The organism is Paenibacillus humicola (assembly GCF_028826105.1).
In the GTDB taxonomy this organism is placed as follows: Bacteria; Bacillota; Bacilli; order Paenibacillales; family Paenibacillaceae; genus Paenibacillus_Z; species Paenibacillus_Z humicola.
In genome coordinates, this window is sequence record NZ_JAQGPL010000001.1 from 2,084,257 (window position 1) to 2,107,064 (window position 22,808).

Here is a 22,808-nt window from a genome sequence, read left to right on the forward strand (position 1 = left end):
TCCTCCTTTTGTTTAATACATAAACCGCTGCCGGAAGCGGACGCGGTCGAATTGCTCCACGGAAGCGAGCGGCACCTCGCTGCCGATGCGCACCATCAGGCAGTTGGCCGGGTGAGCGCAAATTTCCGGATCGTCGGTTGCGTACCAAACCATGCCGACCGATTTCATCAGCTTCTCCATCATCGCCCGGTAATCCCACACGTTCATCCGGGTCCCCTCTAGGTCCCAATGCCAATAATATTCCGTCGTATACACGATCGCGTTATCCAGCTGGCCTCCGGCAAAGGCGGTTTCGATCATGCGCCTGCCGATCCCCAGCGACCGGCAATCGTCCGCCACTTGGATGGCGCCAAGCTCGATCAGATCTTCCATGCCGCCCTCGGACCATCGTTCCAGCTCGCTTGGATAATGGAACGTCACGTAGCCGATCAGCAGGTTGCCGTCGCGGGCGGCGATAATCCGGCCCTCGGGGAGCCCGGCGATTTCCACCAGCGCCTTGTGCTGCTCCACCGGCCGGCGGAAGGCGTCCAGAGAAGGGTGCATCGAAAGCGATTGAAGCGATTCCGGAGGAATCGGCCCTTCGACGACGAGTTCCCGGCTGCCGGACGATAGACGAAGCGCATGGTGTTTTTTACGGTGCTCCAACAGATTCGGCCCCTTTCAAGCGCCTCTCGTTTACTATCACTTATAGCAAAAAAGCAAGCCTTTGAAAAGGGCGGGCGGCGGAAAAGAATGGCTCGACAGCGCGTAACTATGATATAATGTGAAAGCGTATTCCGGCGGCTATCCGCACTCGGAAACTGGGCAAAACGAGCTTTACAATGGGCAGGAGGATGATGAATATGGTTGACATGCATCAGGAACGGATACCCGCAAGCGGTTCCGGCTCGAACATGGCAAGCTACGAAGAAGCGCTTGAGACGTTCGATTTTGAACAGATCGAAAAGCAGTTTTCCTGGTACACGACGGGGAAAGTGAACATGGCTTACGAAGCGATCGACCGTCATGTGGAGAACGGGCTTGGCGGAAAAATCGCACTCTACTATAGCGACAATGCACGCGATGAATCGTATACGTTCGAACAGATGGCCAAGCAGTCGAACCGCTTTGCGAACGTGCTGCGCGGTCTTGGGATCGGGAAAGGGGATCGGCTGTTTATTTTTATGCCCCGGACGCCCGAGCTTTATTTTTGTCTGCTCGGCGCGCTGAAGGTCGGCGCGGTGATCGGACCGCTGTTCGAAGCGTTTATGGAAACGGCGGTCAAGGACCGGCTGCAGGACAGCGGCGCCAGCGCGATCGTAACGACGCCGGCGCTATTGTCCAGAATTTCCCGCAGCGAGCTGCCGGAGCTGAAGCATGTCATCGTCGTCGGCAATGACGTACAGCCCGGCGAAGGCATCGTCGACTACTACGCGGAAACGGCAAAGGCTTCGGACGATGCAGCGATCGAATGGCTTGGCCGGGAAGACGGGCTTATCATCCATTATACGTCGGGCTCGACCGGCAAGCCGAAAGGCGTTTTCCATGTCCAGAACGCCATGATCCAGCACTATTACACCGGCCGCGTGGTGCTTGATTTGAAGCCGGACGACATTTACTGGTGTACGGCCGACCCCGGCTGGGTGACGGGCACGTCTTACGGCATTTTCGCGCCGTGGCTGAACGGGGCGACAAATGTGATCCGGGGCGGACGCTTCAGTCCGCAGGATTGGTACGGCACGGTTCAAAAATACGGCGTAACGGTCTGGTACAGCGCGCCGACCGCTTTCCGCATGCTGATGGGAGCGGGAGACAGCGTCGTCAACGAGTTCGATCTGTCCAGCCTGCGCCATGTGCTCAGCGTCGGCGAACCGCTGAACCCGGAAGTCGTGCGCTGGGGGCTGAAGGTCTATAATCAGCGTATTCACGATACGTGGTGGATGACGGAAACCGGCGGACAGCTGATTTGCAACTATCCATGCATGGATATGAAGCCGGGCTCAATGGGCCGTCCGCTGCCAGGCATTCAAGCCGCCATCATTGACGACAACGGCAACGAGCTGCCGCCTTACCGCATGGGCAACCTCGCCGTGAAGACGCCGTGGCCTTCGATGATGCGGAAAATCTGGAATAACCCGGCCAAATACGAGGAGTATTTCCGGATCCCGGGCTGGTATATTTCCGGCGACTCCGCCTATAAAGACGAGGACGGCTATTTCTGGTTCCAAGGCCGGATCGACGACGTGATCAATACGTCGGGCGAACGCGTCGGGCCGTTCGAGGTCGAGAGCAAGCTGGTCGAGCATCCGGCCGTCGCCGAAGCGGGCGTGATCGGCAAGCCGGATCCGATGCGCGGCGAAATTATCAAAGCGTTCATCGCGCTGCGCGAAGGCTACACGCCGTCCGAAGAGCTGAAAGCCGACATTGCCAAATTCGTCAAGGAAGGGCTGTCCGCACATGCGGCGCCGCGCGAAATGGAATTTAAAGACAAGCTGCCGAAAACGCGCAGCGGCAAAATTATGCGCCGCGTGCTGAAGGCGTGGGAGCTCAATCTCCCGACGGGCGATTTATCTACGATCGAGGACTGATTTCATCCGTATACTCAAAACCCACATAAAAAAACGTCCGGCCGCATCTGGCCGGACGTTTTTTTTAGTTGGAGATCGATACGGCGGCGGAGGCGGGCGATTCGCCCGCCTGATTGACCGCGGTGACGTAGAAGGAGCCCTTCGACAAAGGCGAAATATATTCGAACCGGGCCTCGGCCGTGCTGCCGAGCAATCGGTATTTGTTCCCCGATTCGCTGAAATAGACATTGTACGCCGTTACGCCCTGAGAGCCGGGATTTCCGTTCCAGGTCAGCTTAACGCCGATATCCGACTTTTCGAGCTTCACGCCCGACGGGCTGGAAGGGACGCCGGACGATACCGTCCCGGTGCCGCCCTGCCCCGAATTGGCCGCTCCGCCGTCCTGATCTTGCGGAGTGACGGCCGTTCCGCCCGGCGGAGTGACCTGCTGTGCGATATAGGAACCGTCGGTTGATACGACGGCGCTCGGAACCGATTCGTGACCGCCGACATCGACGGCCGTTACGTAATAGCTGTACGAACCCGGAGCGGTCACATAGTTGACGAATTTCGAATCGTCCCCGGTTAGTACGGGCGCCATGGCGTTGGCATACGGTCCGTGATTCACCGACCGGTACAGCCTGTATCCGACCACGTCCTTCTCCGGTGAAGGGGAGAACGTGACCCGGAACGAGCCCTGCAGCGCTTCGAGCCGAATATTGGACGGCGGCGACGGCACATTGCCGTCATCGACGCGGGGATCCGTTTTGGACGGTGCCGAAAGCTTGGCGTCGGCCGGCAGGAACATGCTCATCGGCCGTCTGCTCTTCGCAGGAAGCTTCGACTGGGCGTCGGCAATTTGATCCATCAGCGCATCCAGCGGCTGCTGGCGCTTGACGACGATTTGGTCGGACGTCATATCCGCCGGAGTCGACGGCTGCGGGATATAGTTGACGCCGTTATACCGGATCGTCTTCATTTTCACCAGTGCGTCGTCCTGTTCCTTCGGCAAATATTTTTGATTGAAATAATCGGTCTCCAGCTTGCCCATTTGGCGGTCGAGGTCGCTCGGCAGTTTGCCGCTTACGCTCGACACGGTCGCTTTTACAATGCCCGAAGGCATCGTGAACTGCCGGGTCGGGAACAAATCCGGTCGGCTCTTCGTGACCTGGTTCATGATCAGCGTCCAAATCGACCGCGCGCGGGCGTGCCCCGCCTTGGACAGCGTATCGGCCTGCTTGATGTAGCCGGACCAGACGCCGAGCGTAATGTCGGGAGTAAAGCCTTCGAACCAGACGTCGCCGTAATTTTGCGTGGAGCCCGTCTTGCCGACGACCGGAATTTTACCGTACATATCGAACTGCGAAGCGATCGAATGGCCCGTCCCGGAACGGTCGGAAATGACCGTCCGCAGCATGTCCGTCATCAGGAACGCCGTTTGCTCCGAAAAGACGCGCGTGGGCTTGTTCTCGTGCTGGTACACGACGTTTCCGTTCGAATCCGTAATTTTGCTGATCATATACGCGTCGTTGAAGACGCCGTTATCGGCAATGGCGCCGTAAGCGTTCGTCAGCTCCTCGACCGATACCCCTTTGCTCAGGCCGCCGATGACGCCGGTCTGGGCATATTCGTCCTGGGGCTGAATCGTCGTTATGCCGAGCTTCCTCGCGAACTTCCAAGCCTCCGGTATCGTCACCATCTGATTGAAAATTTTCAGGGCAGGCAGGTTCAGCGACTCGTTCAGCGCTTCGCGCGCGGTGACGAGACCGCGGAATTTCAAGTCCCAGTTCATCGGAATGTGGAACCCTTTCTGCCCGTCCTTCATGACGATCGGCGCGTCGTCCAAAATGCTGCCCGGCTGGACGAGCCCCTTCTCGATCGCGGGCAGGTAGGCGGCGATCGGCTTCATTGCCGAGCCCGGCTGACGCGTCATTTGCGTAGCCAGATTCAGCTGCTCCTTATAGAAGTCCCGGCCTTCCAGCATGCCGATGATGGCACCCGTCTTATGATCGATCATGACGGCGGCGATTTGCTCCAGACCTTTTGTTTTGCTGTCCGGAGTGAAATTTTTCGGATTTTCGCCGATCTTGTGCATCGTATCGTAGACGCTTTTATCAATCGTCGTGTAAACCCGGTAGCCACCCTGCTGAAGCTGTTCCCGGGCGCTTTCCATCATCTGGGCCGTAATATTTTCCGGCTTCAGCTTCGGGTTTTGCAGCTGAAGCAAAATTTGCGCGCCTTCGCGTTCCGTTTCCAGCATGAGATACGGATACGTGTCGTAAGCCTTCTCCGCCGGCTTGGCGAGCGATTTGCGAATATCGAATTTCTTCGCTTCGTCGTATTCGGCCTGCGTGATCCGGCCGGTTTCGAGCATCCGCATCAGCACCGTATGCTGGCGGTCGATGGCGAACTTGATGCCCTGCTCGTTATATTGACCCTTGCTGGTAAACGCGGCATAAGCGGTCGGCCGCTGCGGCAAGCCGGCGAGGTAAGCCGCCTGCGCTATATTGAGCTTTTTCAGGTCCGTGATGCCGAAAATCCCTTTCGCCGCGGACTTGATGCCGTACAGGTTATAGCCGGTATTCCCGGTGCCGAACTGCACTTTGTTGATATAAGCGGTGAAAATTTGCTCTTTCGTCAGGAACCGCTCCAGCCGGAGCGCCAGGAAAATTTCCTTCGCCTTGCGGCTGTCCGTTTTATCGAGCGTCAGAAATACCTGCCGGGCCAGCTGCTGGGTCAGCGTGCTGCCGCCCGTCTGCGTTTCCTCGTTCAGCAGCTTCTGCTTGACCGCACGGGCAAGGCTGCTGAAATCGATGCCGATATGCTCGAAAAAGTTGTTATCCTCCGTCGCAAGCACGGCATTGATGACATTCTGCGGTATATCCTTCCACTGGACAAGCTGGCGGTCTTCGTCCGTCCGCAGCTGCCCGATCTGGGTTTTGCCGTCATTGAAATAGGCAAAGCCGGTGATGGCGTTTTCATCCAGCTTCGCTTCGATTTCCGCGCGGCTTCTGACAGGCTCGTCCTTCACGAAGGATGCGACGTAGCCCGCCGCGATTCCGCCCGTGAACAAAAGCGCAGCAAAGCCAAAAATAAACAGCCATTTGAGTGTAATCAGCGTCACGATTCCGAATGTCCGCCATTTGCTGTATCCATTCGGCTTATCTTCGCGCTCATGGTCCATAAGGTCGTACTCCTCCTCCGATTAACAGAGATTATTATAGCATAATTCGCCAAGGGAAGGCAGAATTGGGGGGTATTTTGTCCGAATGCCGGCCGGCGCCGCCCGCTGTCAGGGACTTTGGACCGCCTTTAAAGACGGGACATTGACTTGTTTCCGATCGGCGTGGTATAAAAGGCGAGCTCAAAGTCGATGATCCCGCTGTCGACGTGACGCCTCGGGACGGCGACGTCATCCAGATCGGCAAACGTAAATTCGCCAAGCTCAAAATCGAAAGGATTTAGGTTCGTTCAAGGAACGACGCCGGCGGCCGCACCGGTTTTCCGCCTGAAGAGACAGGCTTCGGGAAAATGTGACGAAACTTTGACAGCCCGGGCGCGTATTTATTATCCGGGACGTCTTCAAAGATTTGGATGATTCGGAAGAAGGGAGGGGACGCCGTGGAGACGCTTTTTTTGGCCTGTCTTGCCGGCGGCGTATTGTTTACCGTCGTGACGGCCGTTTTCGGCGATCTATTCGGTTCGCTGCATGACGGCGCACTCGATTTTCTCTCATTCGACGGCCATCATGCCTTCCACCCGATGCCTATCGTCGGCGGCATTACCGTTTTCGGCGGCGCCGGCTGGCTGCTTGAGCGGTACGGCTCGTTCGGGGGATGGGCGGTCGTGCTGCTGGCCGCCTGCTGCGCGGTCCTGTCGGGCATCGCCGTCTATTTCCTGTATATCCGTCCGATGGAGCGAAGCGAGAATTCGACGGGGTATTCGCTCGCCGAACTTTCCGGAGCGATGGCGGAAGTGCTGGTGCCGATTCCGGTAACGGGCTACGGCGAGGTGCTGGTGAGGACGGTTTCCGGCGTCTCCGGGCAGATTGCCGCCAGCTTCGACGGCAAGGCGATTCCGTCCGGCGAACGCGTCGTCGTTGTCGAGGTGAAGGACGGTACGCTGTATGTGTCCAAACTGGAGATGTAAGTCAAGGTCGTCGTACCCAGCAGAGAAACAGAAGTAAAGAGAACGGCTGAGAAAACAGAGAGATTAGAGAGAGGAGCATTTTAATTATGATGCCTGATTTTTTGACTGTACCGATTATTGTCGTCGCCGTTATTATCGTGCTCGGAATTGCGTTCTGGGCCCGGTACAAGACGGTCGGTCCGGACGAAGCGATGATCGTGACGGGGTCGTTTTTGGGGAGCCGAAACGTCGACGTGGATGAATCCGGCCGCAAGATCAAAATCGTCCGGGGCGGCGGCGCGTTTATTTTGCCGATTTTCCAGAAGGCCGAGTTTCTGTCGCTGCTTTCGCACAAGCTTGACGTATCGACGCCGGAGGTGTATACGGAGCAGGGTGTGCCGGTTATGGCCGACGGCGTGGCGATCATCAAAATCGGCGGCGCGGTCGAAGACGTAGCTACGGCGGCCGAACAGTTTATGGGCAAACCGACCGAATCGCTGAAGGGCGAGGCGCAGGAGGTGCTCGAAGGTCACCTGCGCGCCATACTCGGCTCGATGACGGTCGAAGAGGTGTACCGCAACCGCGACAAATTTGCGCAGGAGGTTCAGGGCGTCGCCGCGCGCGATCTGAAGAAAATGGGGCTGCAGATCGTTTCCTTCACCATTAAGGACTTGCGCGACAAGCACGGCTACCTGGATGCGCTCGGCAAGCCGAGAATCGCCGCGGTCAAGCGGGACGCCGATATCGCCGAAGCCGAAGCGGTGCGCGATTCGCGAATCCAGAAGGCGCGCGCCGAGGAGGAAGGGCAGAAGGCCGAGCTGCTTCGCGACACGAACATTGCGGAAGCGGCCAAGGCGAAGGAGCTGAAAGTGGCGGCCTTCAAGAAGGATCAGGATATGGCGAAGGCGGAAGCCGACCAGGCCTATGCCGTTCAGGAAGCGCGCTCCAAGCAGAGCGTCGTCGAGGAGCAGATGCGCGTCGAACTCGTCCGCAAGGAACGGGAGATCGATCTGGAAGCGAAAGAGATTTTGCGGCGCGAGAAGCAGTATGACGCGGAAGTGAAAAAGAAGGCGGACGCCGACCGTTATGCGGTGGAGCAGGCGGCCGAAGCCGAAAAAGCAAAACGGATGACGGAGGCCGACGCCATGAAGTACCATATTGAGGCGGAAGCGAAGGCAAACGCCGAGCAGAAGCGCCTCGAAGGCCTTGCGATCGCCGAAGCCGAGCGGGCGAAAGGCACGGCCGAGGCCGAGGTTACGCGCCTGCGGGGGCTGGCCGAAGCCGAAGCGAAGGATAAGCTTGCGCAGGCGTTCGAGAAATTCGGCGAAGCCGCCGTGCTCGACATCATCGCGAAAATGCTTCCGGAGCTGGCGGGCAAGGTCGCCGAGCCGATCAAAGGCATCGACAAGCTGACCGTCGTCGATACCGGTCACGGCGAAGGCGCGGCTCGCCTCAGCAACTATGTCACCTCGCTCATGGCAACGGCGCCGGAAATGCTGAAGAGCGTATCGGGCCTGGACGTAAGCGCGCTTATCAAGGGCTTGACGTCGAGGGCGCCTGCTCCGTCGGCCCCTCTGTCCGCGCCGATATCCGCTCCTATACCCGCACCGATTGCCGCAGCAGCCGAGCTGCCGAAAGCCGAATCGTAAACCGGTTCTCGCGGGCACGGAGAAGTAGAAACGGCTGACGCCGTCCATTGGCGGCGGAACTCGTTTCATCCTTTCGGCCGATAGCGAAAGCAAGGCGAAAGTATTATAACTCTACTCGCATAAAAAAAACCGTCCAAGGAAAATCCTTGGACGGTTTTGCATTAACGGCTGTAAAACTCGACGATTTGCTTCTCGTCGATTTCTTGCGGAAGCTCGGCGCGTTCCGGGAGACGAACGTAACGGCCTTCAACGGCGTTGTCGTTGAATTCCAGGTAGTTCGGCAGGAAGTTGCGGCCTTCCAGCGCTTCCTTGATCGATTTCTGGCTGCGGCTGCGCTCGCGCAGGCCGATGACGTCGCCGACGGAAACCGTATACGAAGCGATGTCGACTTTCTTGCCGTTTACCGTTACGTGGCCGTGCGATACGAGCTGGCGGGCGCCGGCGCGGGAATTCGCGAGACCGAGACGATAAACGAGGTTGTCCAAACGGCTTTCGAGCAGGATCATGAAGTTTTCACCGGAGATCCCTTTCATTTTGGACGCTTTGTCGAACAGGTTGCGGAATTGCTTCTCGTTCACGCCGTACATGTGACGAAGCTTTTGCTTTTCTTGAAGCTGAACGCCGTAACCGCTCAATTTTTTGCGCTGCGTCGGGCCGTGCTGTCCCGGCGGAAATGCGCGTTTCAATTCTTTGCCCGTTCCGCTCAGCGAAATGCCGAGGCGGCGGCTCAATTTAAACTTGGGCCCTGTATATCTGGACATGTGTCGAAAAACTCCTTCTTCAAATGGGAAGTTTGAAAATGGGTGTTTCGCCGGCTGCTGACTGCGCTTGATCCGAAATCAAATCCTGACGGGCATGTTCAGCCGCAGTCCCGTCAGCGCCAGCCGCCGTGAGGGTGACACAAAACTCCTCCCAATATTCAACTATAAATATTATATATATTCGCCTGTCGTTGTCAAGCGCGCTTTGCTTTCGATAGCAGCGAGATTTTGCGGATATCAGAAGCAGCAGCAGATAAAAGGATCCGAATAAGCCCGTTCCTTGCTTTCCCGGACTGCCGCATAAAGCGGACGGAAGAAACAGACGCTAAACGAAAAATTTCTTTCGCAGGGAGGGAAACCCGAATGAAAAAAACAATGGTGTCAGCGGCGGCGGCCGTTCTGCTGCTGACCGGATGCGCGAGCGGTTCTTCCGGTAAAACGCCGAAGGAGCTGCTGGCGCTTTCCATCTCGGGCTTGACGGGCGTCGACCATTACCGGTTTGCCGGAACTGCCGCCGTATCGGTCGACGGCGCCGAGGAACAACCGGTCGCGTTCCAGGGAACCGTGAAGGACCATAACGACATTGAAGTGCAGACAAGCGGCGACAAGCCGGTTCCCGGAATCGGGCACCCGCTGGAGCTGCTGAAATCGATCGAAGCCTCGGCGAGCCGCACGGAGCTGGCAGCCGATCGTTCGGGCAATCGGACGGCGGTGCTTCATATCCAGGCGGACGAAGCGAAAACGGGGAAGCTGTGGGCCGACCGGATTCGCGGCGAGTTTGCCCGCTTGGAGCGCCGGGTGCCCGCACTTTCCGGCTTGCAGAGCTTGAGCGGCGGGAAAGGTCGCGAGCTGCAGGCGGCGTACGAACGGGAATGGAAGCAGGAGCTCGATCGCTCCCGGGCCCGGCTCGACGGGATGCTGAAGACGCTTCGGGTCAACGCCGATTATACGCTCGTCGTCGACCGGACGAAGCTGCTGCCGATGCGGCTTCAGGAGCATGCGGAGCTGCGGTATTTCGCGGACGGGGCCGAACGGAGCGAGGTGCGGACGACCGATATGACGTTTGCGGCCGGCAAAAGATGAAGCGGTTGAACGGCACGTCCGGCAATCGTGCATCGCTCGGAAAAACATGGTAGGATGATGAAGAAAGGCTCGTTACCATGCGGTCCAATCAACATATACGGGAGGGTGAGCGTACGATGCGCGACAGCCGTTTGCAGACGCTGGCAGCCAATCTGGTGCAGTATTCCATCGACGTCAAGCCGGGAGAAAATATTTTAATTGAAATGATCGGCTCGGAGCGGGAGCTGGTGAAATGCCTGATCGAAGAGGTGGCCAAACGGGGAGGACGACCGTTCGTCGAAACGAATGACCGGTCCGTTTTGCGCACGATGCTGATGCATGCGACAAAAGAGCAGATTGAGCTGTGGGCTTCGTTCGACCTGAGGCGGATGGAGGCGATGCACGGCTATATCGGGATCCGTGCCGGCGAGAACGCAAGCGAGCTTGCCGATGTGCCGAGAGAAAATATGCGGCTGTACGAGCAGCTTTACAGCCACCCTATACATTTGGAACGGCGGGTGAAGCATACGAAATGGGTCGTGCTGCGGTATCCGAACCATGCGATGGCGCAGCTCGCCAATATGAGCACGGAAGCTTTCGAGCATTTTTATTTCAACGTTTGCAATTTGGACTACTCGAAAATGGATAAGGCGATGGATCCGCTCAAGGAGCTGATGGATCGGACGGATCGCGTGCGGATTGTCGGCCCGGGCACCGATTTGTCGTTCTCGATCAAAGGCATCGGTTCGAAAAAATGCTCCGGGCACCGCAATATACCGGACGGGGAGCTGTTTACTTCGCCGGTGCGCGATACCGTGCAGGGGACGATCGCCTACAATACGCCTTCCGTTCATTCCGGATTTACGTTTGAAAATATTTCGTTCACCTTCAAAGACGGCAAAATCGTCGAAGCGTCAAGCAACGATACGGACCGAATCAACCACATTTTGGATACGGACGAAGGCGCGCGGTATATCGGGGAATTCAGCCTCGGCTTTAACCCGTATATTCTTCATCCGATGAAAGACACGCTGTTCGACGAGAAGATCGCAGGAAGCCTTCATTTCACCCCGGGTCAATCGTACGAGGAGACGGATAACGGCAACCGTTCGGCCGTCCATTGGGACCTGGTGCTGATTCAGCGTCCGGAATACGGCGGGGGCGAGGTTTATTTCGACGACCGGCTGATCCGCAAGGACGGATTGTTCGTCATCCCCGAGCTGGAGGGGCTCAATCCCGAAAAATTGAAGTAAAGGCTCTTGTAAGCGTCACAAATTCAGGGTATGATGTAGAAAAGCTCTCTAGGTTTGTAACCAACAATTGGAGGGGATTCGTTATGTCCAACAACGCGGCAATCGTAGACATTTCTCAAACGGCTAATAAATTCCGGTCGTCCATCGTCCTGCAAGCTGAGAACAAGTATATCGACGTCAAAAGCATTCTCGGCCTGTTCACGACGCTGGTCGGCGGACATTCGTACGAGCTCCACGTCCATGGGTCGGACGCCGAAGAAGCAAAAGCCGCTATGGCGGAAGTATTTTCCAAGCACAATTTGAATGTGACGATCGTATCCGAATAAACGGTTCGATCCCGTGAAGCGGCCTGCCGGCTCGACCGGCGGGCCGTTTCGTTTGTCTATCGGAAAGTAACCTCCTTCTGCGCTTTGGACGGGCGGGAACCGGTTCTTGTTCGTTTTGACCTTGTACATTGCTCCGATTTCGTCTAATATAAGGATTATACGAGACCAGCGGCATTACGCACGCGCAAGGGGGAGTACGATGTCTTCGTCCGATGTTCTCATCCATTTGCATCAAAAGGCGCTCAATCTCCTTCAGGAAGATGCCGATAAAATCGAGAAGCTGATCGAAGTGCAGATGACCAATTTGACGACAAGACAATGTCCGCTCTATGAAGAGGTGCTGGACACGCAAATATACGGCTTTTCCCGGGAGGTTGATTTTGCGATCCGGGCGGGGCTGGTAGCCGAACCCGTCGGCAAGGATATCGTCAGCAGGCTGGAGCGGAATCTCGCCCAGCTGTACGAGGCATTAAGCAGCCGAACGAAGTAGCTTTACTTCGCGGCTGCTTTTTTATTACGCCAAAACCGTCTCCGTTAAGAGACGGTTTGTTCCAGGCTGTGCGATTGGAAGAGCGGCTTATATAAAATAAAAAGCGAGCCCGAGAATGGCGTATACGGCGATGAGCAGCGCCCCTTCGTACCAGTTCGTCCGGCCGTCCCGCGAAATCGACGTTGCGATAAAGACGGCGACCGCGATCGCGGCTAGCTCGACGGTGCTGAATACGATATTCATCGTCTCGCCGAACAGCGCGCTGACGAAGATCAGCACCGGGGCGACGAACAGGGCGATCTGCAGGCTGCTGCCTACGGCGATTTCGACGGCCGCGCCGATTTTGTTTTTCATTGCCAGCACGACGGCGGCGCTGTGCTCGGCCGCATTGCCGACGATCGCGATCAGGAAGGCGCCGACGAATACTTCGGATAAGCCGAATTTTTCGGTAAACGTATGCAGCGTATCGACAAGCCATTCGCTCACGAACGCGGTCATGACGGTTGCGATCAGCAGGAACAGCACGGAGGTCCATTTCGACCAGGCCGCTTCCTCGCCGTGGTCCGGAGACGTGATCTCTTCGTCGGCCAGCACGTCTTTATGGGTAATCATGGAGAAAATGAGCCAGAGCACGTAAGCGACGATCAGAATGCCGGCGATCGATAAGCTGAGCCATCGGCTCGCCTGAACGTCGAAGTGCTCCGCCGATGTGAAGATGGCGGGAATAAACAGCGCGATGACCGCCAAAATCATCAGCGACGAATTATGGCTCGCCAAATGGATGTTGAATTTCTGCTCTTTATATTTCAGCCCGCCGAGGAAAACGCTCAGTCCGAGAACAAGCAGCAAATTGCCGATGATGGAACCGGTTATGCTCGCTTTGACCATATCGAACAAGCCTTCCTTGACGAGGAATATGGCGATAATGAGCTCGGCCGCGTTGCCGAACGTCGCGTTCAGAAAACCGCCGAGCCGCTGGCCGGCGTAATGGGCGACGCTTTCCGTCGCTTTGCCGAGAAAGCCGGCTACGAACAGGATGGCCGCTGCGGACAGGATGAACTCGGTGACCGCTCCGAAATGCATATAATGCCCGATCGCGCTTAGGACAAACAGGACGATCAAGGCCGCGAAAAACCATTTTTGCTTCAACTTCCGACACCCCATTTTTTGTGCTGGTAAACAATCTGTAGAACACTATAGCGGAAAATGCTGGCTATGTAAACTTGCGGTTCGATCCGATTCCCCGTCTTGCTTTCGGATAAAGGCTTCATTACAATGGAAACATACGGAGAAAGAGGAGTGTGTGGCATGGCTGAAGACCTTCAAACCGGCATGATTCGTATTTCAGACGACGTAGTGGCCACCATCGCGGGACTGGCTGCGCTTGAAACTCCGGGAGTCGCCGCGATGTCCGGAGGCATTTCCGAAGGGCTGGCCAAACGGCTCAGCGGCAAAAACGCGCAGCGCGGCGTTTCGGTCGAGGTCGGTCAGCTGGAAGCGGCGATTGATTTGCGGATTATCGTACAGTATGGCATCCCGATTCAGGAAGTATGCCGCCAGCTTCAGGAAAACGTGCGGGAGGCCGTAGAGAACATGACGGGACTGAATGTCGTGGAGGTCAACGTCAAGGTCGAGGGTGTGGCGTTTAAAGACGACGAGCTCGAGGAAGCGGCAGCGAGAATCAAATAAGACGAGAAAACGAGAAAAAAAACCGCATCAGCGGTTTTTTTTGTTGCGGTTTTGGGTCTGCTCGGGCCGGTTGTGCTCGCGGGAAATACTGAGCAGCACGCCCATCGATGCCAGCGTGACGAGCAGCGAGGAGCCGCCGTGGCTGATGAACGGCAGCGTTACGCCGGTCAGCGGCATCGCTCCGGTTACGCCGCCGATGTTGACGACGGCCTGCAGCGCAATGATGCCGACGATGCCGACACCTACGATTGTGCCATAGCTGTCGGGGCATCGCAGGGCGATAATAAGCCCTCGCCATAGAAAAAATAAGTACACGAGCAGAAAAATCGTGCTGCCGATAAAACCGAATTCCTCTGCGATGACGGGGAAGATGAAGTCGCTGTAGGGATAAGGCAAATATTTCAGCTTCTGTACGCTGTTGCCGAAGCCGGCGCCCATCAGGCCGCCGTGTCCGAGCGCCTGAAGGGAACGGGAGAGGTTGTAGGTCGTATCCAGCTCGTCCGACGTCGGGTCCATAAATGCGGTAAACCGGCTGATCCGGTAATCCCACTGCTGCGGATGGGTCATGATCGATATGCTGGCCAGCAGCGCCACGATCGTTCCGATTATAATGCCGGAAATAAAAAGCTGCTTCAAATTCGCGCCGCCGGCAACGATCACGATCAGCGCGCCGCCGGCAATGATAATACAGCCGCCGAGGTCGGGCTGGAGCATGATGAGCCCGCAAATAATGCCGACGATGATGAACACGGGAAGCAGGCCTTTCTTGAAATCCCGGAATTTCTCGCCCTTCTTTGCGATGAGCGAGCCTAGGTAAAGGATCAGTCCGAGCTTGGCAAACTCGGTCGGCTGGATGCCGAGCGAACCGATTCCGAACCAGCTCCGCGCCCCGTTGATGGTATCGCCGACGAACGGGACAAGCGTCAGCATGATCATGACCGGTACGAAGTAGATGACGAACCCTTTCTTGAACTTCGTATACGGGATATTCATAATCACGAGCATCGTTCCGATCCCCAGTACCGCCCATAAAAGCTGCCGTTTCGTAAAATATAACGCGTCGAAATTGTAGGTTTTCGAGACGACCGCTATATTGGAGCTGGCGCTGTAAACCATGACAAGGCCGAATCCGACGAGCAGCAGCGTAAGTACGAGTAGTAAAAAATCGGGCCTGCCGCGCAGGCCGTTCGTCTTTGTTTTCATCATCCGGGCTCGCGCGCTTACGCGAGAAGTTTCTTCAGCTCCTGCAGCCGCTGGGTAGCGGCGTTCAGGACCGGCTGTGGAATCGGTGATTCGTAATCAAGACCGTGAGGAAACGTTGCCCGTCCGATATAAACGGATTCAATCTGCAGCAGCGCGTGCGCCTGCTCCAGCCTGCCTTCGACGGCGCGGACGTTGAAGCGGAGAAAATAGTCCTCCTGGCCCGCGCGGTCCTCTATTTTAAGATCGTACGTCGCCCGGTAATATTCCCACTGCCACCGGACAAAGCCGAGCTTCTCGGCAGATCCGTCCAGGTGAGACAGCTCGCTTGTCATGCCGTTTAAGCCTGTATTCTCAATTATCATGATGATCCTCCTGAAATGTTTTGTATCGCGTGAGCTTCCGTCCGAAACTGCGGCAGAGCTTGACTCCGGAAGCATTGGCTTTAATTTCGGTGCAGGCCCGCTTCCCGAGTCGGCGTACCGATACTGATCGAAACCTTGCACGGGTAGCGCGGACCAAGTTTTGGGCAGTTCTGTAATCATGATAGTATGTTTCCCTGGACAGCGCAAGCCTTACTCCGCGGAGGCCGACGGCTCAAAAGTGACATTTTTACGAAAAATGTCCGGGTTACCGCCGCGGCAAAACGCTTTCGGCATACGCGTCACTTCTGGTACAATGAGAGCAAAATAAAACAGTGCCGCAAGGAGGTTTGTACGCATGAGAACGAGTGAAGAAACGGACGTGCTGCTGCAAACCGTCTATCCGGATATGGTGGGATGGCGAAGATATTTGCACCGCCATCCCGAGCTGTCCTTCCGCGAGCGAGAAACGTCGGCCTGGATTGCCGCGCGGCTTCGTGAATTCGGCTGCGAGGTCGAGGAAGGAATCGGCGGATACGGGCTGATCGCGCGGATCAAGGGCGGCCGGCCGGGACCGGTCATCGCGCTGCGGGCCGATATCGATGCGCTGCCGATCCAGGACGAGAAGGAATGCGAATATAGGTCCACCGTCCCGGGCGTCATGCATGCATGCGGACACGATGGACATACCGCCGTGATGCTCGGCATCGCAAGCTTTTACGCTTCGCGGAGAGAGACGCTCGCCGGCGAACGCCGTCTGTTGTTCCAGCCGGCCGAAGAAGTGACGCCGGGCGGCGCGCTGGGTATGATCAAGGCTGGTGCGCTCGAAGGTGCGAACGTGATCTACGGCGTCCATCTTTGGACGCCGCTTCCGTACGGGAAGGTCGCGGCGAGAAGCGGTCCGCTGATGGCGGCGCCGGACGAATTTTTTATCGATATCGAAGGCCGCGGAGGCCACGGCGGGCTGCCGCACGATACGATCGACGCCATCGTCGTCGGCGCGTCGATGGTCCAGGCGCTGCAGACGATTGTCAGCCGCAGCGTCAACCCGCTTGAGCCGGCCGTCGTTTCCATCGGCTCTTTTCATGCCGGGAATGCCGCGAATATTATTGCGGAACGGTGCCGGCTGGTCGGCACGGTTCGAACGTTCAAGGAGACGGTCAGGGCGGGTATCAAGGACCGCCTCGAGACGCTGGTGATGCAGACGGCCGGGATGCACGGAGCGAAAGCGTCGCTCGAATACCGGGACGGATATCCGACCGTCGTTAACGACGAGGTTGAAGCCCGGCGGTTTTTCGCGGCGGCGGCGGAGACGTTCGGCAAAGAAGCCGTAAAGGAATCGGAGCTGATTATGGCGGGCGAGGATTTCTCCTATTATTTGAAGGAAATTCCGGGCTGCTTCATGTTTGTCGGCGCCGGAAACGGAGCATCCGGGGCGGTTTATCCCCATCATCACCCTAAATTCGATATCGACGAGCGGTCGATGCTGATATCGGCGCGCCTCATGATCGCCATGGCGGAGCATTATGCGCGCGAACGGATCTCGGGTATGGGGCAGTCGTAGCATCAACTGGCACGGGCGCCGGCGCATGAGCGGCTGCGACAATGGTCACCTTAAGGGGTGGAGTACGAAGGTGCTCGCTTTGCGATCATCCATCCTAGGAGGGAATGCGCTTGAAAACCGTAAAAGAGATCATGTCCAAAGATTGCGTGACCGCCACGACGAAGGACAATATTTACGAGCTCGCCGTCCTGATGAAACAGCACGATATCGGGTTTGTTCCGATTGTCGAAGGCAAAAAGCTGATCGGCGTCGTCACCGACCGCGATTTGGTCGTCCGAGGCTATGCCGAAAAGCATTCCGGTTCGTCCTCGGTGAACGAAGTGCTGACGCACCACATTAAAACGATCGAAGGCGGCACGTCGATCGACGAAGCGGCCAAAATTATGGCCGAGAACCAAATCCGCCGCCTGCCGGTCGTGGAAAACGGCGAGCTGCTCGGCGTCGTCTCGATCGGGGACCTGGCCGTTCGCGAAATTTTCGTCAACGAAGCAGGCGATGCGCTCAGCGGCATTTCGGAGCAGAAGCACCGGGAACCGGCCGCGGTTCATTGAGGAACGAAGACGCGTTTTCCGGCAAAGGTTCCGGGAACGCGTCTTTTTTATATCCGTACATAACGAAATGCAAGGCGGCGCCGGAGGCTTTGCGGAGCTAAGGCGAGAAGCATAAAAACGGCCCATTCTTTTCATACTACTAGAAACGAAATCGTTTCGGGGGATGATAGAATGAACCATTTGGAGCCGAAGCCGCTGATCGTGCAAAGCGATTTTACCGTGCTGCTCGACGACCGGCTCCCGGATTCGAACGCGGCCCGCGAAGCTTTGGCCAAATTTGCAGATCTGACCAAACGTCCGGGAGACATGCATACGTACCGAATTACGCCGCTTTCCATCTGGAATGCGGCTTCGTCCGGCATGTCGGCGGTGGAGATGATCGGGCAGCTTCGCGCTTACAGCCGTTATGAGGTTCCTTCGAAGGTCACAAGCGGCATCCGGGATATGGCGGGCCGCTACGGAAAATTGACGCTGGTGCACGGGGACGAAGGTCTACGGCTTGCCGGAGACGAAGCGCTGCTTCGGGAGATTGCGGCCGAGCCGTCGGTTAACCCATACGTCGGGCAGGACTTGCCGGGCGGCCCTCTGAAGGTAAAGCCCGAATCCCGCGGCCTGCTTAAGCAGGAGCTCATGCGGCTCGGGTACCCCGTGCTCGATAAAGCCGGATACCGTCCCGGCGAAGCGCTGGATATCGCTCTTCGCGAGCGGACGCTCGGCGGCTTCGAATTTCGGATGCGGGATTACCAGGAACGCGCAGTCGATTTATTTTACCGGGAGGGAAGCGCCGAAGGCGGAAGCGGCGTGCTGGTGCTGCCCTGCGGAGCGGGCAAAACGATTGTCGGCATCGCGGCGATGGCGAGGCTCGGCTGCGACACACTCATTTTGACGTCCAATGCGACGTCCGTCTCTCAGTGGAAACGCGAGCTGCTGGACAAAACGACGCTGGAGGACCGTCATGTCGGCGAATACGCCGCAAAGGCGAAGCAGGTGCGTCCGGTGACGATCGCAACTTATCAAATGCTGACGGGCAGGCGGCAAAAAGACGAGCAGTACCGGCACATGAACCTGTTCGGCGAACGGAACTGGGGGCTGATCATTTACGACGAGGTCCATCTGCTTCCCGCGCCGGTGTTCCGCATGACCGCCGATCTGCAGGCGACGCGCCGGCTCGGCTTGACGGCGACGCTGATCCGCGAAGACGGCCGGGAGGAGGACGTGTTTTCGCTGATCGGACCCAAGCGGTTCGATCTTCCTTGGCGCATGCTGGAATACAGGAGGCACATCGCGTCGGCCGCCTGCGCGGAAATTCGCGTTCCGCTTCCGGACCGTGAGCTGGAACGTTATGAGCGGGCGAAGCCAAGAGAGCAGGTGCGCATCGCAGCGGAAAACACCGCGAAAATCGCGGCCGTCAAGGAGCTGCTGAGGCGTCACGAAGGGAAGCCGGCGCTCGTGATCGGGCAGTATTTGTCGCAGCTCGGCCGAATGGCGGAGGAGCTGCAGGCGCCGGTGCTGACCGGGGAACTGCCGCACCCGGAACGGGAGGAGCTGTATGCGACGTTCAAGCGAGGAGAAATCCCCGTCCTTGTCGTCTCCAAGGTCGCGAACTTCGCCGTCGACCTGCCGGATGCGGCGGTAGCGATTCAAGTATCCGGCAGCTACGGCTCACGCCAGGAGGAGGCGCAGCGGATCGGCCGGATTCTCCGGCCGAAAGCGGGCGACAACAGCGCCTGGTATTATACGGTCGTCAGCGACGGCACGAAAGAGATCGAATACGCGCGCAAACGCCAGCTGTTTTTGCTGGAGCAGGGCTACCGGTACGGCATTCGCCGCTGGCCGTTCGACGCTTCCCCGGAAGCGTCTTCACCTTTGAACGAGCCGATTCCGGCTTTACGGCGGCAGGCCGCTCCGGCGGCGGAGGCGCTGCCATGAAGCTGCGCGAGGTCGCATTACGCCTATCGGAAGAGCAGGCCGGCGCGATTTCCGTATCTCGCCCGTGGGCCGGGGAGACCGAAGTGGTCTGGCCGGAAGCTCTGCTGGACGACAGCCGGCTTGCCCGCATATGGCCCCGCTTGACGGCGTCGATGCAGCGCACGATGACGGCCGTAATCCGGCGCTTCGGTCCGGCGCCTTTCTCGGAGGAGCAGCTGCTTGCCGCGATTCCGCCGGATATGCCCGGGCTCGAAGCGCGCTTCGGCCTAATGCAGCTGCAGCGGGCGGGCATCCTGTTCGCCGTCCGCAAAAGCTGGGGCGAGAAACGGTATGCGCTCCCACGCGACACCTTCTGCGGCTGGTGGCGGACGATTGCTGCGGGAGCTATTGAGCCGGCGGTCCTGGAGGAAGAAGACGTCAGACCCGGCGAACGTTCGGGAGGTCCTGCCTACGGGCTGCAGCTTCTGCACATGCTCGCGGAGCTGTACCGCTGCGGAACAGCGCTTACGTCGAAAGGAGTGCTGCCGAAACGGACGATCGACAAATGCGCGGCTCAGCTTGCCGCCCTGTCGGAAGAGGAGCTTTCGTTTCTGGCTCCTATGCGGGAGGATGTGCCCTATCCTTCGCAGCTGGTGCTGGCGCTCGATATCGCCGGCAAGCATGGCTGGCTGATGCGGGGAACGCATACGCTTTCGTTCAAACCGGAAGCGCTTGAACGATGGCTCGCCTTGACGCCGGCCGCGAGAGAAAGCGAGCTGATGCGGGATATGATGGAGCAGTATATCCTGTCCGGCAGCGAGCCGGCCCGAGCGGCTGCGGCGCTTTCCCTGATGCCCGTGCGGAAATGGTGTTCGCTGGACGGGCTGGCGGACGCCTTGCTCGTCTCCGGGACGGAGGAATCGGAACAGCGGGTTAAGGAACGGCTGGTTATGCTGAGCCAAATCTTAACCGCTTTCGGGTGGATGGAAACCGGAAGCTCCGCATGTTCCGGTGAGACGGCGGCACGCTGGCTTATCGATCCGCCCGGCTCCTGTGGCGATCCGTGCGCCGGCGGGGAAGCGGCGGTCCGCGCCGCGCCGGATGGAGAGCTGTTCGTTCCGCCGGACGTTCCGGGAACGACGATTTGGGCGCTTGAAATGATTGCGGAGCGGAAGCGCGCCGATCTGTTCGCTGTGTACCGGCTGACCGAACGCTCGGTTCGGTCTGCGGCTTCATACGGGTACGAGCCTGCGAAGCTGATCGAAATGCTCGAAACGATGTGCGGCGAGCCGCTGCCCGAGACGCTCCGTTTTGCGCTTGACGGCTGGCTCGCCGCTGCGGCGGAAAGCCATATTCCGGCCGGCGCTGGCAGCGCGGATGATCAAGAATGCCCGTTTACGCAGCTTCTGGATTCGTCCGCGCTGAACGGGTATGACCTGATCGCCGAGCCGCCTTCGCTTGGCTCGCTGCTGCGCGGCGGGCTGGAGGAGGTGCCCGCCGTCTGGACCCGGCAGCTGAGGGCGTATCATCCGTCCACATGCCGGGAGCTGCTGGAAAAGGCGTTAAGCTGGCGTTCGGCGGTTAAACTAAACCGCGAGGGCGACGTTCAGCTGTTCATTCCCGAGAAACTGGAGGAGCAGGCCGGCACCTGGGCGGTGACCGGACGGCTTGACGGAAGCGAGTGCGCCACGCTTCAGCCTCATATGTGGCAGGAGATGATGATCGTCATTCCCATGGAGCAGTGACGCCGCGAACGATGCCGGGCTCTACCTTTTCCTTCGGGCGTTGTGGTATGATAACAGGGAGGCGATCGGCCTCCAATCCATTGCAAAGAGGTGAGGCGACGTGCAAGCGATGCCTGCAGCCGGCTATCCGGACACGCTCCATACAGGGCCGGAAACGTCCGGCGAAACGTCCGTGCTGGACATGGCGGCGCTGCTGCTGACCGCATACGATATCGGGGATATGGTCAATCAATCGGCGGAAGTCGCCGAATACGCATATTGGAAGACGGCCGTCGAGCGCAGCGACGACGTCCGGAAGCTTGCCCTTCAGTTTCAAAAGGCGAAGGAACAGTTTGAGGAATGCGAGCGGTTCGGCCGGTTCCATCCGAATTATCACGAAGCGAAGGAAAAGGTGGAAGCGATCCAGCGGCAGCTGGACGAAATCGAATGCGTAAGCCGGTTTAAATCGGCCGAGCTGGCGGTGGACGCGCTTCTGCATGATATTGCCGCTCAAATCGCCGGGGCGGTCTCGGATACGATTAAAGTGCCGGGCAACGACCCGCTTCCGAAAGGCTGCGGCAGCGGAGGCTCCTGCAGCTGCGGCAGCGGCGGCTGCGGATAGGCGGAAGGCGAACGGACGGGGGGACGAGGATGTTTTCGGAACGCGTGGGGTATATCATTTGGGTCAGCGATCTTAAAGCGGCACGGGGGCTTGAGAAATACGGGAACGTTCATTATATGTCGCGGAAAATGCATTACGTGGTCATGTACATGAATTTGGACCGCTCCGATGAAATTATTCGAAACATTCAGCGGCTTCCTTTCGTAAAAAAGATAGAACGTTCGTATCGCAACGAAATTAAAACCGAGTATACGCGGGGCGTACCCGATAAAACCCGGTTTTACAGTTTGTGAGCAGCAGGCTTCCAGGCCGGTACCGACGGTTCTGGAAGTCTGTTTTTACATAAACTATCCAGAATGTTACAATAATGGGGCGGCTTTATTTTTCGGTTGTAAAATTGGACAGGCATGCTACAATGGAAGCAAATGTAGATATAGAACATAAGGCCTAATCCAGAAGAGGGGTGCATAGCGGTGAAAGACAAGATGACGGAAAGATGGGGCACCTACGAGTCGTTTCACGTCGTTTTAGGCGACAAGAAAGTCGCGGATATCGTCATCACGAACCATGCCAAAAGCCGCTGGGCCGACCGCATCGAAAGCGAGAAAACCGGTTTCGAAGACATTGCCGATTTCATGTGGCAGTGCCTGAAACAGGGGCGGGTCGAGCCTTATTACCGGAACGAGCAGGACGTATACTTAATCGATGACGATCTCGTGTTCGTTGCGGAATTCGCCACGCTTGAGAATGAAACCGATATCGCCGGCAACCCTCTTCACAAAATGATCGTGGTCACCTTTTTAGGCCGAATGTCGGAAACCATCGAATTGCGCGATTTGAAATCCTATTATTCCTGGCTGCGGCACTCCAGACGGATGACGCTCATCAAAAACAGCAGAAAAAGGAAATAATTCTTTTCTATTATTATAAGAAGGCATGTGCTCCGGACGGAGTGCGTGCCTTTTATATGTTC

21 protein-coding genes are annotated in these 22,808 nt (G+C 57.6%); 15 read left to right on the forward strand and 6 right to left on the reverse strand.

The window, feature by feature from the left end:
- Window positions 1–12 precede the first annotated feature (12 nt).
- A complete protein-coding gene (locus PD282_RS09680) occupies window positions 13–645 on the reverse strand; it encodes a GNAT family N-acetyltransferase (protein WP_274650475.1) in 633 nt (210 codons plus the stop codon).
- Window positions 646–842: 197 nt separating this feature from the next.
- On the opposite strand from PD282_RS09680, the gene acsA reads away from it, so the two are divergent.
- On the forward strand, window positions 843–2,567 hold the full coding sequence (gene acsA / locus PD282_RS09685) for an acetate--CoA ligase (protein WP_274650477.1): 1,725 nt from the start codon (window positions 843–845) through the stop codon (window positions 2,565–2,567).
- 64 nt (window positions 2,568–2,631) lie between these two features.
- On the opposite strand, the gene PD282_RS09690 is transcribed toward acsA, so the two are convergent.
- Window positions 2,632–5,730 carry a penicillin-binding protein 1A gene (locus PD282_RS09690; RefSeq protein WP_274650479.1) on the reverse strand — a complete coding sequence of 1,033 codons (3,099 nt, stop codon included), beginning with the start codon at window positions 5,728–5,730 and terminating at the stop codon, window positions 2,632–2,634.
- 437 nt (window positions 5,731–6,167) lie between these two features.
- Between PD282_RS09690 and PD282_RS09695 the strand changes: the two genes are divergently transcribed.
- Complete coding sequence (locus PD282_RS09695) at window positions 6,168–6,695, forward strand: NfeD family membrane protein (protein WP_274650480.1); 528 nt, start codon at window positions 6,168–6,170, stop codon at window positions 6,693–6,695.
- Window positions 6,696–6,784: 89 nt separating this feature from the next.
- Window positions 6,785–8,323 carry a flotillin family protein gene (locus PD282_RS09700; RefSeq protein WP_274655134.1) on the forward strand — a complete coding sequence of 513 codons (1,539 nt, stop codon included), beginning with the start codon at window positions 6,785–6,787 and terminating at the stop codon, window positions 8,321–8,323.
- A gap of 161 nt (window positions 8,324–8,484) precedes the next feature.
- Here the strand turns inward: PD282_RS09700 and rpsD are convergent, their stop codons facing one another.
- Window positions 8,485–9,084 (reverse strand): 30S ribosomal protein S4, encoded by a 600-nt coding sequence (rpsD, locus tag PD282_RS09705; protein ID WP_274650482.1) that lies wholly within the window; start codon window positions 9,082–9,084, stop codon window positions 8,485–8,487.
- Window positions 9,085–9,447: 363 nt separating this feature from the next.
- On the opposite strand from rpsD, the gene PD282_RS09710 reads away from it, so the two are divergent.
- The 4 genes from PD282_RS09710 (at window position 9,448) to PD282_RS09725 (ending at window position 12,215) form a co-directional block, all read left to right on the forward strand.
- Entirely contained in the window at window positions 9,448–10,167 is a 720-nt protein-coding gene (locus tag PD282_RS09710) for a hypothetical protein (protein ID WP_274650484.1), read from the forward strand.
- Window positions 10,168–10,283: 116 nt separating this feature from the next.
- The gene (locus PD282_RS09715; protein WP_274650485.1) at window positions 10,284–11,399 is read left to right on the forward strand and encodes an aminopeptidase; all 1,116 of its coding nucleotides are present in this window, start codon (window positions 10,284–10,286) and stop codon (window positions 11,397–11,399) included.
- An 83-nt stretch (window positions 11,400–11,482) separates the two neighbouring features.
- Window positions 11,483–11,725, forward strand: coding sequence for an HPr family phosphocarrier protein (locus PD282_RS09720; RefSeq protein WP_274650486.1), 243 nt, complete (start codon window positions 11,483–11,485; stop codon window positions 11,723–11,725).
- Between the two features lie 199 nt (window positions 11,726–11,924).
- Window positions 11,925–12,215, forward strand: coding sequence for an Fpa/YlaN family protein (locus tag PD282_RS09725; protein ID WP_274650487.1), 291 nt, complete (start codon window positions 11,925–11,927; stop codon window positions 12,213–12,215).
- A gap of 87 nt (window positions 12,216–12,302) precedes the next feature.
- On the opposite strand, the gene cax is transcribed toward PD282_RS09725, so the two are convergent.
- The gene (gene cax / locus PD282_RS09730) at window positions 12,303–13,364 is read right to left on the reverse strand and encodes a calcium/proton exchanger (protein ID WP_274650488.1); all 1,062 of its coding nucleotides are present in this window, start codon (window positions 13,362–13,364) and stop codon (window positions 12,303–12,305) included.
- A gap of 159 nt (window positions 13,365–13,523) precedes the next feature.
- Here cax and PD282_RS09735 point away from each other — a divergent pair, with 159 nt between their 5' ends.
- Window positions 13,524–13,904: an Asp23/Gls24 family envelope stress response protein gene (locus PD282_RS09735; protein ID WP_274650489.1), complete on the forward strand. Its 381-nt coding sequence runs from the start codon at window positions 13,524–13,526 to the stop codon at window positions 13,902–13,904.
- Between the two features lie 27 nt (window positions 13,905–13,931).
- On the opposite strand, the gene ftsW is transcribed toward PD282_RS09735, so the two are convergent.
- Both ftsW and PD282_RS09745 read right to left on the reverse strand, forming a co-directional pair.
- Entirely contained in the window at window positions 13,932–15,110 is a 1,179-nt protein-coding gene (ftsW, locus tag PD282_RS09740) for a putative lipid II flippase FtsW (protein WP_274650490.1), read from the reverse strand.
- Between the two features lie 14 nt (window positions 15,111–15,124).
- Window positions 15,125–15,469 carry a YugN family protein gene (locus tag PD282_RS09745; RefSeq protein WP_274650491.1) on the reverse strand — a complete coding sequence of 115 codons (345 nt, stop codon included), beginning with the start codon at window positions 15,467–15,469 and terminating at the stop codon, window positions 15,125–15,127.
- Between the two features lie 355 nt (window positions 15,470–15,824).
- On the opposite strand from PD282_RS09745, the gene PD282_RS09750 reads away from it, so the two are divergent.
- From PD282_RS09750 to PD282_RS09780, 7 genes are all read left to right on the forward strand, one after another.
- Window positions 15,825–17,030, forward strand: a complete 1,206-nt coding sequence (locus PD282_RS09750) for an amidohydrolase (protein WP_274650492.1) — start codon at window positions 15,825–15,827, stop codon at window positions 17,028–17,030.
- 110 nt (window positions 17,031–17,140) lie between these two features.
- Window positions 17,141–17,581 (forward strand): CBS domain-containing protein, encoded by a 441-nt coding sequence (locus tag PD282_RS09755; RefSeq protein ID WP_274650493.1) that lies wholly within the window; start codon window positions 17,141–17,143, stop codon window positions 17,579–17,581.
- Window positions 17,582–17,752: 171 nt separating this feature from the next.
- Window positions 17,753–19,510 carry a DNA repair helicase XPB gene (locus PD282_RS09760; protein WP_274650494.1) on the forward strand — a complete coding sequence of 586 codons (1,758 nt, stop codon included), beginning with the start codon at window positions 17,753–17,755 and terminating at the stop codon, window positions 19,508–19,510.
- Complete coding sequence (locus tag PD282_RS09765; protein ID WP_274650495.1) at window positions 19,507–21,234, forward strand: helicase-associated domain-containing protein; 1,728 nt, start codon at window positions 19,507–19,509, stop codon at window positions 21,232–21,234. The genes PD282_RS09760 and PD282_RS09765 overlap by 4 nt, the downstream gene beginning before the upstream one ends.
- Before the next feature lie 109 nt (window positions 21,235–21,343).
- Entirely contained in the window at window positions 21,344–21,835 is a 492-nt protein-coding gene (locus PD282_RS09770) for a YlbF/YmcA family competence regulator (RefSeq protein WP_274655137.1), read from the forward strand.
- A 29-nt stretch (window positions 21,836–21,864) separates the two neighbouring features.
- Complete coding sequence (locus PD282_RS09775) at window positions 21,865–22,128, forward strand: YlbG family protein (protein ID WP_274650496.1); 264 nt, start codon at window positions 21,865–21,867, stop codon at window positions 22,126–22,128.
- A 180-nt stretch (window positions 22,129–22,308) separates the two neighbouring features.
- Window positions 22,309–22,746: a hypothetical protein gene (locus PD282_RS09780; RefSeq protein ID WP_274650497.1), complete on the forward strand. Its 438-nt coding sequence runs from the start codon at window positions 22,309–22,311 to the stop codon at window positions 22,744–22,746.
- Window positions 22,747–22,808: the final 62 nt, after the last annotated feature.